9 protein-coding genes are annotated in these 12,456 nt (G+C 72.4%); all 9 read right to left on the bottom strand.

From position 1 onward, the window contains the following. Window positions 1-12 precede the first annotated feature (12 nt). Window positions 13-1,089 carry a peptide chain release factor 1 gene (gene prfA / locus ACZ38L_RS05865; protein WP_465689601.1) on the bottom strand — a complete coding sequence of 359 codons (1,077 nt, stop codon included), beginning with the start codon at window positions 1,087-1,089 and terminating at the stop codon, window positions 13-15. A 111-nt stretch (window positions 1,090-1,200) separates the two neighbouring features. Continuing rightward, window positions 1,201-1,422, bottom strand: coding sequence for a 50S ribosomal protein L31 (gene rpmE, locus ACZ38L_RS05860; RefSeq protein WP_145904411.1), 222 nt, complete (start codon window positions 1,420-1,422; stop codon window positions 1,201-1,203). Between the two features lie 144 nt (window positions 1,423-1,566). Beyond that, a complete protein-coding gene (locus tag ACZ38L_RS05855; protein ID WP_465689599.1) occupies window positions 1,567-2,715 on the bottom strand; it encodes an LCP family protein in 1,149 nt (382 codons plus the stop codon). Window positions 2,716-2,880: 165 nt separating this feature from the next. Then, window positions 2,881-4,923: a transcription termination factor Rho gene (rho, locus tag ACZ38L_RS05850; RefSeq protein WP_465689597.1), complete on the bottom strand. Its 2,043-nt coding sequence runs from the start codon at window positions 4,921-4,923 to the stop codon at window positions 2,881-2,883. Between the two features lie 617 nt (window positions 4,924-5,540). Beyond that, a complete protein-coding gene (gene thrB / locus ACZ38L_RS05845) occupies window positions 5,541-6,458 on the bottom strand; it encodes a homoserine kinase (protein ID WP_465689595.1) in 918 nt (305 codons plus the stop codon). 328 nt (window positions 6,459-6,786) lie between these two features. Then, window positions 6,787-7,875 (bottom strand): threonine synthase, encoded by a 1,089-nt coding sequence (gene thrC / locus ACZ38L_RS05840; protein WP_465689593.1) that lies wholly within the window; start codon window positions 7,873-7,875, stop codon window positions 6,787-6,789. A 6-nt stretch (window positions 7,876-7,881) separates the two neighbouring features. Further along, on the bottom strand, window positions 7,882-9,174 hold the full coding sequence (locus ACZ38L_RS05835) for a homoserine dehydrogenase (RefSeq protein ID WP_465689590.1): 1,293 nt from the start codon (window positions 9,172-9,174) through the stop codon (window positions 7,882-7,884). Window positions 9,175-9,306: 132 nt separating this feature from the next. Then, window positions 9,307-10,698, bottom strand: coding sequence for a diaminopimelate decarboxylase (gene lysA / locus ACZ38L_RS05830; protein ID WP_465689588.1), 1,392 nt, complete (start codon window positions 10,696-10,698; stop codon window positions 9,307-9,309). Window positions 10,699-10,780: 82 nt separating this feature from the next. Continuing rightward, entirely contained in the window at window positions 10,781-12,442 is a 1,662-nt protein-coding gene (gene argS, locus ACZ38L_RS05825) for an arginine--tRNA ligase (protein ID WP_465689586.1), read from the bottom strand. Window positions 12,443-12,456 lie beyond the last annotated feature (14 nt).

Here is a 12,456-nt window from a genome sequence, read left to right as displayed (position 1 = left end):
CCCTCTGCAGAGTTACTGCTCTTGTGCGGCGGCGAGCTTCGCCGCGGCGTCGGCGTCCACCGCCGACTGGATCAGCGCGGTCAGGTCGCCGTCCAGCACCTGGTCCAGGTTGTACGCCTTGAAGCCCGTGCGGTGGTCCGAGATGCGGTTCTCGGGGAAGTTGTACGTCCGGATCCGCTCCGAGCGGTCGACCGTACGGACCTGGCTGCGCCGGGCGTCCGAGGCCTCCCGCTCGGCCTCCTCCTGCGCGGCGGCCAGCAGCCGCGAACGCAGGATGCGCATCGCCTGCTCCTTGTTCTGCAGCTGGCTCTTCTCGTTCTGGCAGGAGGCCACGATACCGGTCGGCAGGTGGGTGATCCGGACCGCGGAGTCGGTGGTGTTGACCGACTGGCCGCCCGGGCCGGACGAGCGGTACACGTCGATCCGCAGGTCGTTGGAGTGGACCTCGACCTCGACCTCCTCGGCCTCCGGGGTGACCAGCACGCCGGCGGCGGAGGTGTGGATCCGGCCCTGCGACTCGGTGGCGGGGACCCGCTGCACCCGGTGCACGCCGCCCTCGTACTTCAACCGGGCCCAGACGCCCTGGCCGGGCTCGGTGAGGCCCCTGGTCTTCACGGCCACCGAGACGTCCTTGTAGCCGCCCAGATCCGACTCGTTGGAGTCGATGATCTCGGTCTTCCAGCCGGCCCGCTCCGCGTAACGCAGGTACATCCGCAGCAGGTCGCCGGCGAACAGCGCGGACTCCTCGCCGCCCTCGCCCGCCTTGACCTCCAGGATGACGTCCTTGTCGTCGTTGGGGTCGCGCGGGACCAGCAGCAGCCGCAGCTCCTCGGTCAGCTCCGCCTGGCGGGTCTCGGAGGCCTTCACCTCGGCCAGGAACTCGGAGTCCTCGGCGGCCAGCTCGCGGGCCGTCTCGATGTCCTCACCGGCCTGCCGCCAGGCCCGGTAGGTGGCGGTGATCGGAGTCAGCTCGGCGTACCGCTTGGCCAGCTTGCGCGCGTTCGCCTGGTCCGCGTGCACGGACGGGTCGGCCAGCCGCTCCTCGAGGGCGGCGTGCTCGACGAGGAGCTCTTCGACTGCCTCGAACATGGCGGGGCCTACTTCCGGTGAGATCGGTTTCCAGGTGGTGAGACGCGAACGGCGCCGGCCCAGGTGCCCCCGCGATGTGCGGGGGCACCGGAGACCGGCGCCGCGGGAGCGCTAGGCCTTCGCGCTGTGCTGCTTGCCGAAGCGAGCCTCGAAGCGGGCCACGCGGCCACCGGTGTCGAGGATCTTCTGCTTGCCGGTGTAGAAGGGGTGGCACTGCGAGCACACCTCGGCGCGGATCACGCCGGAGGGCTCGGTGGAGCGAGTGGTGAACTCGTTGCCACAGGTGCAGGTCACACTGGTGACCACGTACGTGGGGTGGACGTCGCGCTTCAAGGGATTCTCCTAGGTATCGGGAGGGCACCGGGTCGGCGGAGGGAATCCGCACGTGAACCGGGACCGACGGACCAGTGTGCCAGCACGGTCCGCTTCTTCCCAAACCGGGGCCCGGGTGGATTTGTTCCGCACGCCCACGACGCGCTAGGGCGCGACCCCGGCGGGCGCCCCGGGCGGGGTCACGGGCGGAGTCACGGGCCGCGGCGCGGTGGACGCCCCGGACGGCGTCGCGTCGGCCGGGTTGCTCGGCTGGTCGCCGACGATCGCCGGCGGCACCGGCCGGTCGGCCCGCAGCGCGGCCCAGAGCCGGTCGGCCGACGGCAGCTGCGGCACCAGCCGGTCGGGGTCGTCGGGGGCCGTCACGACCGGCATGGTGACCATGGTGAGCCGGTCGGTGCCGATCCCCTTCAGCTCGTCACCCAGCCCGGTCAGCGCGCTCACCGAGGCCAGCCGGGAGTCGGTGGTGATGCTCCTGGTCAACGTGGTCCCCACGGTCCAGAGCCGGGCCGGGTTGGCGAACAGCCCGACCGACTCGACCTGCGTGATGACCGAGCGGACCAGCTCCTTCTGCAGCTCTATCCGGCCCAGGTCGCCACCGTCCCCGACGCCGTGCCGGGTGCGCGCGAAGGCCAGCGCCTGGGTGCCGTCGAGGTGGGTGGTGCCGGCCTTGAGGTCGAGCCCGCTGTCCTGGTCGTGGATGTCCGCCGTGGTCGTGACGGTCACCCCGCCGATCGCGTTGATGAAGTTCGCGAACCCGCTGAAGTCGATCTCCAGGTAGTGGTCCATCCGCAGCCCGGTCAGCTGCTCGGCGGTCTTCACCGCGCAGGCCGCGCCGCCGACCTCGTACGCGCTGTTGAACATCGCCCCGCGCAGCGGCGGCACCGGCGTGCCGTCCGGCGCGGTGCAGGCCGGCCGGGCGACCAGGGTGTCGCGGGGTATCGAGACCACCGTGCCGAGCGTGTGGTCCTGGTTGACGTGCAGCACCATCGCGGTGTCCGAACGGGCGGTGCCGTCGGTGGCGCCGCCGGCCAGCGCGCCGTTCGGGCCGCTGCGCGAGTCCGAGCCGAGGACCAGGACGTTGAAGGAGCCGTTGTTCGGCGCGGCCGGCCGGGAACCGCCCAACGCGCCGTCGATGTCGACGCCGCGGATGTCGTGGTCCAGCCGCCAGTACGCGTAACCGCCCACGCCGGCCCCGGCCAGCACCAGTGCGGCCAGCATCAGCGCGGCGGCCCGGAGCACCCGGCTGCGGCGGCCGCGGACCTCGCGGGACTTCTCCTGCTGCTGATCGGCCATGGCGTGGGTTCCTCGCGCTCGGAGCCACTCCTTTCGAGGATAAGCGCCCGAATTATTCGCGCATGTCCGGTTTGCGCAGTCGCGCAAGCGTCACGGAACGCCGGGAAACGCCGAGGAGCCCCGGGCGGCGGTGGCCGCCCGGGGCTCCTCGGGTTGGACGATGCGTCAGTCGCCGGATCCCGGCGTGGTCTTGGCGATCTGCATCAGGAACTCGCCGTTGCTCTTGGTCTGCTTCATCTTGTCCAGCAGCAGCTCGATCGCCTGCTGCGAGTCGAGCGCGTGCAGGACCCGACGGAGCTTCCAGGTGATCGCCAGCTCCTCGCTGCCGAGCAGGATCTCCTCCTTGCGGGTGCTGGACGCGTCCACGTCCACCGCGGGGAAGATCCGCTTGTCGGCCAGCTTGCGGTCGAGCCGCAGCTCCATGTTGCCGGTGCCCTTGAACTCCTCGAAGACCACCTCGTCGGCCCGCGAGCCGGTCTCCACCAGCGCGGTGGCCAGGATGGTCAGCGAGCCGCCGTTCTCGATGTTGCGCGCGGCACCGAAGAACTTCTTCGGCGGGTAGAGCGCGGTCGAGTCGACACCACCGGACAGGATGCGGCCGGAGGCCGGCGCCGCCAGGTTGTAGGCGCGGCCCAGACGGGTGATCGAGTCGAGCAGGATCACCACGTCGTGGCCCAGCTCCACCAGGCGCTTGGCGCGCTCGATGGCCAGCTCGGCGACCGTGGTGTGGTCCTCGGCCGGACGGTCGAAGGTCGAGGAGATGACCTCGCCCTTGACCGACCGCTGCATGTCGGTGACCTCTTCCGGACGCTCGTCGACCAGGACGACCATCAGGTGGCACTCGGGGTTGTTGCGGGTGATCGCGTTGGCGATCGCCTGCATGATCATCGTCTTGCCGGTCTTCGGCGGGGCGACGATCAGACCGCGCTGGCCCTTGCCGATCGGCGACACCAGGTCGATGATCCGGGTGGTCAGCACGCCCGGGTCGGTCTCCAGGCGCAGCCGCTCCTGCGGGTAGAGCGGGGTCAGCTTGCCGAACTCGGGACGGCCGCGGCCGCTCTCCGGGTCCATCCCGTTGACCGAGTCCAGCCGCACCATGGCGTTGAACTTCTCGCGACGCTCGCCGTCCCGCGGCTGGCGCACCGCGCCGGTGATCGCGTCACCCTTGCGCAGCCCGTTCTTGCGGACCTGGGCGAGCGAGACGTAGACGTCGTTCTGGCCGGGCAGGTAGCCGGAGGTCCGGACGAACGCGTAGTTGTCCAGGATGTCGAGGATGCCCGCGACCGGGATCAGCACGTCGTCGTCGCCGACCTGCGGCTCCGCCTGGCCGACCTCGAAGCCGTCGCGACGGCCCCGGCGGTTTCGGTCGCGGTAGCGACCGCGCCGGCCGCGCCGGCCGTCGCCGAACTCGTCCTCGTCGTAGCCGCCCTGCTGGGCCGGCTGGGTGGCCTGCTGGGTCTGCTGGGCGGCCTGGCCGCCCTGCTGCTGGCCCTGGCGCTCGGCGCGGTCCCGCCGGCTGCGGCGGTCCCGACGCGACTCGCGGCCCTCGGCGCCCTCGCCCTCGCCGCCCTCGGTCCGCTCGCGGCGGTCCCGACGCTCCCGGCGGCCCTCGCGCTGCTCCTCGCGGCCCTCGACGCCACGGCCCTCGCCCTGGCCGCGGGTCTCGGCCGGCTTGGTCTCGGTGACGGCCTCGGCCACGGTCTCCACCGCGGTGGCGGCGGGCGCCTCGGCGGTGGCGGTGCCGGTCGGCGCGCCGGCCGCGGAGGTGGCCCGGCGACGGCCGCGCTCGGCCCGCGCCGGGGCAGCGGCCTCGGGGGCTGCCTGACCCGGGATCTCGATCTGGGCGGGGGCCTCGGCCGGCTTCTCGGCGCTCTGGCTGGCGCGGCTGCGGCGGGCCGGCTTCTCACCGGCCGGGGCGGCCTCCTTGGCCGCGGCACGGGCCGGCGCGGCCGGGGCCGCGGAGCCGGAGGCGAGCAGCGGGTCGCCGCCGCTCTTCTCCTTGATGGCCTCGATGAGCTGCTGCTTGCGCATCCGGCCGGTGCCGCTGATGCCGAGCGTCGAGGCGAGCTTCTGGAGCTCCGCCAGGACCAGACCGTCAAGGCCTGCGGCGGCGGTACGGCGGCGCTTGGCCGGCGCGGCGGGCGCCGCGGGCGCATCCGTCGCGTCGGCGTCCGGGCGCACGCCCATCAGATCGGTGGTGTCGCTCACTAAGGGTCCTTCCCTGGAGCGGACGTCGGCCTGTCTGGCTCGGCGACCGGTTGTGCTGTCTGACCTGCGCTCTGATCGGCGGAGGTCCGAGGCGGTGGTCCCGCCACCGCGGCGGTGCTGGGCGGCGGGAGAGTGCGAAGTGCGGTGCACGAGGCACGGTGGAGCGGATGGCACGGCGGACGGATCTCATGCCGACCGCGCAGCCTGCGAAACCCGGGCCCCCGTCGCGTGACGGTCTCCCGCGCTCCCGCCCGTCAGGACCTCGTCGGAAGGTCCGGTTGCGGCGGGTGGGGGTCAGGTTCCGTCACGGCTTCGGGATGCGGCCACAGTCGCGCAGGCAGGCTGCGTACGCGCCGTGGTGGGCTCCCGGAGAATCGTGGTCCCCGACATCGCCTGGATCCCGTGGAGACGGGATGCCGGGATGGGGACGCGGTGCACCGGGCCCCGCAGGGCACCTGATGCAGACATGAGGTTAACACTACCGACCCCCTCACACATTCCCCAGCCTTGGGCTTGCCAATCGTGTCCCCGCCGTCCGCCCATCCCGGGCCGTGCGGTGGCGGCACGATCGTGCGGACAGTGACCGCGCGGGCCGCGTGGTCACTGTGCGTGGACGGTCACCCGTCCAACGGCAGGACGCGTGCTCCGTCACGGTCCAGCTGCAGCCGGTGCGCCGCGAACGACGGACCGGCGAAGTGCAGCAGCTTGTCGGCGCCCGCCTCGTCGGTCAGCGCGAGCACGGTCGGACCGGCACCGGAGATCACCGCCGGCACCCCCTCGGCCCGCAGCGCGCCGACCAGCGCGGCGCTGTCCGGCATCGCGGAGGCGCGGTAGTCCTGGTGCAGACGGTCCTCGGTGGCGGGCAGCAGCAGCTCGGGGCGCCTGGTCAACGCCTCGACGAGCAGTGCGGAACGGCCCGCGTTGGCGGCCGCGTCGGCCAGCGGGACGGTCTTCGGGAGCAGGCCGCGGGCGGTCTCGGTGAGCACCTCGGTGGACGGGATGAAGACCATCGGCACGATCTCGGCGGCCGGGTCCAGCCGGACCGCGCGGGCCGCGTCCTCGTCCGTCCAGGCGATGGTGAACCCGCCGGCCAGGCAGGCGGCGACGTTGTCCGGGTGGCCCTCCAGCTCGGAGGCGAGGGCCAGCAGCGCGGCGTCGTCGAGGGCGGCCGGGCCGCCGATGGTCACCGCACGGGCGGCGACGACGCCCGCGCAGATCGCGGCCGAGGAGGAGCCCAGGCCGCGGCCGTGCGGTATGCGATTGGCGCAGACCACTTCGAGCCCGCGTGGCTGCCCGCCGAGCCGGTCGAAGGCGGCCCGCATCGAACGGACCACCAGGTGGCGCTCGTCCCGGGCCAGGGTCTCGGCGCCCTCGCCCGCGATGTCGACCGAGAGGCCGGAGTCGGCGACCCGGACCACGATGTCGTCGTACAGGCCCAGGGCGAGTCCGAAGGCGTCGAAGCCGGGGCCCAGGTTGGCGCTGGTCGCGGGGACCCGCACCCGGACGGCGGCGGCACGGAACGCGGGACCGGCCATGCGGTGGACTCTCCTGGGGATCTAGAGGCCGCGCGGAGCGCGTCGAAGGGGGGATGGGCGGGTGTCGGGTGGGAGCCGATGAGGTCAGGGCCTGCCCGGCCGTTGGCATGCGCCACACCGCCGGGAGCCAGCGTATCGAAGAGAGGTTCCACAGCGGTACACCCCGCTCCCTCTCGATCTGCCGTGTTGCAGGTTCTGGCCGGAATCCGTGCCGAAATGGCATCGGATCAGCCTCGCAAACACCAACGAAATCGACACCGGTTGCGTTACCCGGACACGCCGGTGGGCCGGTCCCGAACGGACCGGCCCACCGGTGGTCGACGCCACGTCAGTCCAGCAGGCCCAGCCGCCGCGCGGCCGCCTCGGCGCTGATCGGGACGACGTGCGGCTGCGGCGCGCCGGCCACCGCCCAGTCCGGATCCTTCAGGCCGTTGCCGGTGACCGTGCAGACGATCCGCTGGCCCGGGTCGACCAGGCCGCGCTCGGCCGCCTGCAGCAGCCCGGCCACACCGGCGGCCGAGGCGGGCTCCACGAAGACGCCCTCACGCGCCGCCAGCAGGCGGTAGGCGGAGAGGATCTGACGATCGGTCACCTTGTCGATCAGGCCGCCCGACTCGTCCCGGGCGGCCTCGGCGAAGGCCCAGGAGGCGGGGTTGCCGATCCGGATCGCGGTGGCGATGGTCTGCGGCTTGAGCACCGGCGCGCCGTCCACGATCGGGGCCGAGCCGGCCGCCTGGAAACCCCACATCCGTGGCTTGCGGGAGGCCAGGCCGTCGTCCGCGTACTCCCGGTAGCCCTTCCAGTAGGCGGTGATGTTGCCCGCGTTGCCGACCGGCAGCACGTGGATGTCGGGCGCGTCGCCGAGCATGTCGACGATCTCGAAGGCCGCCGTCTTCTGGCCCTCGATCCGGACCGGGTTGACCGAGTTGACCAGCGCGACCGGGTAGTTCTCGGACAGTTCACGCGCCAGGGTGAGGCAGTCGTCGAAGTTCCCGTCCACTTGGAGGATCTTCGAGCCGTGCACCAGCGCCTGGCCCATCTTGCCGAGCGCGATCTTGCCCTGCGGGACCAGCACCGCGCAGACCATCCCGGCCCGGACCGCGTAGGCGGCCGCCGAGGCCGAGGTGTTGCCGGTGGACGCGCAGATCACCGCCTGCGCGCCGGCCTCCTTGGCCTTGGAGATCGCCATCGTCATGCCGCGGTCCTTGAACGAACCGGTCGGGTTGGCGCCCTCGACCTTCAGGTAGACGTCACAGCCGGTCCGCTCGGACAGCAACTGGGCCGGGACCAGCGGCGTGCCGCCCTCCAGCAGGGTGACCACCGGCGTCGTCGCGCTCACCGGCAGCCGGTCGCGGTACTCCTCGATCAGGCCACGCCACTGGTGGGTGTGGGCGGCTCGGGCGGTGACGGCGTTCATGGTGCTCTACTCCCCTTCGACCCGCATGATGCTGGCCACGTCGCGCACGCTGTCCAGCGCGCGCAGCTTGTCAACGGTCGCCGACAGCGCGGCGTCGGTGGCGCGGTGGGTGACCACGACGAGCGAGGCGTCGCCGTCGCGGCCCTGCTGGCGCACGGTGTCGATGGAGACGCCGTGCTCGGCGAAGACCGAGGCCACCTGGGCGAGCACGCCCGCCCGGTCGTCCACGTCCAGGCTGACGTGGTAGCGGGTGACCACCTCGTCCATCGGCTTGGCGGGCAGCTGGGTGTAGACCGAGTCACCCGGGCCGGTGGCGCCGCCCAGCTTGTTGCGGCAGACCGCGACCAGGTCGCCGAGGACCGCGCTGGCGGTCGGCGCGCCGCCCGCGCCCGGGCCGTAGAACATCAGCCGGCCGGCCGCCTCGGCCTCGACGAAGACCGCGTTGTAGGCCTCGCGGACCGAGGCCAGCGGGTGCGAGAGCGGGATCATCGCGGGGTGCACCCGGGCGGTGACCGAGGCGCCGTCCCTGGCCCGCTCGCAGATCGCCAGCAGCTTGACCACGCAGCCCATCTGCTTGGCGCTGGCGATGTCGGCGGCGGTGACCTCGGTGAGGCCCTCGCGGTAGACGTCGGCGGCGGTGACCTTGGTGTGGAAGGCGATGCCGGCCAGGATCGCGGCCTTGGCGGCGGCGTCGAAGCCCTCGACGTCGGCGGTCGGGTCGGCCTCGGCGTAGCCCAGCGCGGTGGCCTCCTCCAGCGCCTCCGAGTAGCCGGCGCCGGTGGTGTCCATCTTGTCCAGGATGAAGTTGGTGGTGCCGTTGACGATGCCCAGCACCCGGTTCACCCGGTCGCCGGCCAGCGACTCGCGCAGCGGCCGGATCAGCGGGATCGCGCCCGCCACCGCCGCCTCGTAGTACAGGTCCACGCCGGCCGCGGCGGCGGCCGCGTGCAGCTCGGCGCCGTCCTTGGCGAGCAGCGCCTTGTTGGCGCTGACCACCGAGGCGCCGTGCTCGAAGGCCGAGAGGATCAGGTGTTTGGACGGCTCGATCCCGCCCACCACCTCGATCACCACGTCGACGTCGCCGCGCTTGACCAGCGCCTCGGCGTCGGTGGTGAGCAGGTGCTCGGGGACGCCCGGGCGGGGGCGCCCGGCTCGGCGCACCGCGATGCCGGCGAGCTCGACCGGCGCGCCGATCCGCGCGGCGAGGTCGGCGGCGTCCGTCGTCATGATGCGCGCCACCTCGGAGCCCACCACACCACAGCCCAGCAACGCCACCTTCAGCGGGCGCGTACGCATCATCCGACTCCGCTCATCCATCCTGGTCGCCGGCGGTCGCTCGTTCGGGGGTACCACCGGTCATCGGTCCGTCCCAGTCTCCGGGACTTTCCGTGCGAATCTACGGGCATTCCAGGATTTGAGACGAAATTTCCGCTATCCGACATCGAGCCGGAGGAGATCCTCCTCCGTCTCGCGCCGCACGATCACCCGCGCCGCGCCGTCCTTGACCGCGACCACCGGGGGGCGCAGCGCGTGGTTGTAGTTGCTCGCCATCGAACGGCAGTACGCACCGGTGGCGGGCACCGCGATCAGGTCACCGGGCGTCAGGTCGGCGGGCAGGAAGGCGTCCCGGACCACGATGTCGCCCGACTCGCAGTGCTTGCCGACCACCCGGACCAGCATCGGCGCCGCCTCGCTGGTACGCGACACCAGGGCCACCGAGTAGTCGGCGTCGTAGAGCGCGGTGCGGATGTTGTCGGACATCCCGCCGTCCACGCTGACGTAGGTGCGCAGGCCCTCCAGCGGCTTCACCGTGCCGACCTCGTAGAGCGTGCAGGCGGTCGGGCCGACGATCGCCCGGCCCGGCTCGACGCTGAGGCGCGGCGCGGTGAGGCCGGCGGCGGCGCACTCCCGGCGGACGATGGCGGCCAGCGCGGCGGCGATCTCGGCCGGCTCGCGCGGGTCGTCCTCGCTGGTGTAGGCGATGCCGAGGCCACCGCCGAGGTCGATCTCCGGCAGCTCGACGCCGTGCTCGTCGCGAATGTCCGCCAGCAGCCCGACCACCCGGCGGGCGGCCACCTCGAAGCCGGCGGTGTCGAAGATCTGCGAGCCGATGTGCGAGTGGATGCCGCGCAGCTCCAGGCCCGGCCGGCCGAGCACTCGGCGGACCGCCTCGGCGGCGGCGCCACCGGAGAGCGAGAGGCCGAACTTCTGGTCCTCGTGCGCGGTGGCGATGAACTCGTGGGTGTGCGCCTCGACGCCCACCGTGACCCGGACCAGCACCGGCTGGCGGACCCCCTGGCCCTCGGCGATCGCGGCCAGCCGCTCGATCTCCTGGTAGGAGTCGAGCACGATGTGACCCACCCCCGCCTTGACCGCCTGCTCCAGCTCCTGCTCCGACTTGTTGTTGCCGTGCAGCGCGATCCGTTCGGCGGGCATCCCGGCGGCCAGCGCCACGGCCAGCTCGCCCGGGCTGCAGACGTCCAGGTTGAGGCCCTCCTCGTGCAGCCAGCGGACCACGGCCTTGGAGAGGAACGCCTTGCCCGCGTAGTAGACGTCGGCGTCGCCGCCGAAGGCGTCCCGCCAGGCACGGGCCCGGGCGCGGAAGTCGTCCTCGTCCATCAGGTACGCCGGGGTGCCGAACTCGGCGGCCAGTGCGCCGACGCCGACCCCGCCGACGGTGACCGCGCCGTCCGCGCCGCGGGCGACGGTACGGGACCAGACCTTCGGGTCGAGCGCGTTCAGGTCGCTCGGCGGGGCCTGGTAGTGGCCCTCGGGCAGCACGTCGCCGTGGCGGGGGCCCGCGGGGTGCGCGGAGCGGCTCATGGTGGTCTCTTCCTCGGTTAGTGCAAGGGGCAGTGACGGCTCTGGCGAGCCGTCACCGCCCCTGAACGCGGGCGGGGCGGTGTCACATCCGCTCGGGCGCCGAGACGCCCAGCAGGTTCAGGCCATTGGCCAGCACGGTCCTGGTGGCCTCCACCAGCCAGAGCCGGGCCCGGTGGGTGTCGTTCAGCTCCTCGTCCCCCTTGGGCAGGAACGGGCAGTTGTCGTAGAAGCGGTGGAAGGCGCCGGCGACGTCCTCCAGGTAGCGGGCCACCCGGTGCGGCTCGCGCAGCTCACCGGCGGTGGCGATGATCCGCGGGAACTCGCCGAGCGCGCCGAGCATGTCGCTCTCCCACTGGGTGGCCAGCAGCTCGGGCCTGAAGTCCGCGGCGGAGCCCTTGTCGACGCCCAGCTCGGCGGCCTTGCGCGCCACTCCGCACATCCGGGTGTGCGCGTACTGCACGTAGAAGACCGGGTTCTCGTTCGACTGGCTGGTGAGCACGTCGATGTCGAGGGTGATGGTGGAGTCGGTGGAGGACCGCGCCAGGGTGTAACGGGCGGCGTCCACGCCGACCCAGTCAACCACGTCGTCGATGGTGATGATGTTGCCGGCCCGCTTGGACATCCGGACCTCCTCACCATCGCGCAGCATCTTGACGAACTGGCCGATCTTGACCTCGATGTTGCGGTCCATGTCGTCGCCGGCGCAGGCCGCGATGGCCTTGAGGCGGTTGACGTAGCCGTGGTGGTCGGCGCCCAGCATGTAGACGGAGACCTCGCTGCCGCGGTCCCGCTTGCTCAGGTAGTAGGCGGCGTCGGCGGCGAAGTAGGTCGTCTCGCCGTCGGCCTTGATCAGGACCCGGTCCTTGTCGTCGCCGAAGTCGGTGGTGCGCAGCCAGATCGCGCCGTCCCGGTCGAAGACGTGGCCCTGCTCGCGCAGCCGGTCGATGGCCTTCTCCACGGCGCCGGAGTCGTGCAGCGACTTCTCCGAGAACCAGGTGTCGAAGTGCACGCCGAACTCGTCCATCGAGCGCTGGATCTCGGCGACCATCAGCTTCAGGCCCTCGGTGCGGAACACCTGCAGCTGCTCGTCCTCGGGCAGCCGGAGCACGCCCGGGATGCCGTCGGTGATCGCCTTGGCGATGTCACCGATGTACTCGCCGACGTAACCGTCGGCCGGGACCTCCCGGCCGTTGGCGGCGGCCCGCAGCGAGGCGGCGAACTTGGAGATCTGCACACCGGCGTCGTTCAGGTAGTACTCGGTGGCCACCTCGGCGCCGGTCGCGCGGAGGATCCGGGCCAGCGAGTCGCCGACGGCCGCCCAGCGGACCCCACCGATGTGGATCGGGCCGGTCGGGTTGGCGGAGACGAACTCCAGGTTGATCCGCAGACCCTTGAGCGCCTCGTTGCGGCCGTACGCCGCGCCGGCCTCGACGATGGTGCGGGCCAGCTCGCCCTGGGTGGCGGCGTCCAGGGTGATGTTCAGGAAGCCCGGGCCGGCGATGTCGACCTTGGCGACGCCGGGCAGCTCTCGCAGGCGGGCCGCCAGTGCCTCGGCGACGGCTCGCGGCGGCTTGCCGGCCGGCTTCGCGAGCTGGAGGGCCACGTTGGTGGCGTAGTCGCCGTGGTCCCGGTTCTTGGGTCGCTCGACCGTGACCGTCTCGGGAACGGGGACGGACAGCTCGCCCGCCTCGACGGCGGTGCGCACGGCGACCTGGACTGCCTGGGAAAGCTCTGCGGGTGTCACGACGCCAAGCGTAG

The sequence above is a fragment of the Kitasatospora sp. NPDC024654 genome (genome assembly GCF_055559155.1).
Note: the sequence above shows the minus strand (reverse complement) of the source record. Positions and strands in the feature narration are given on the sequence as shown.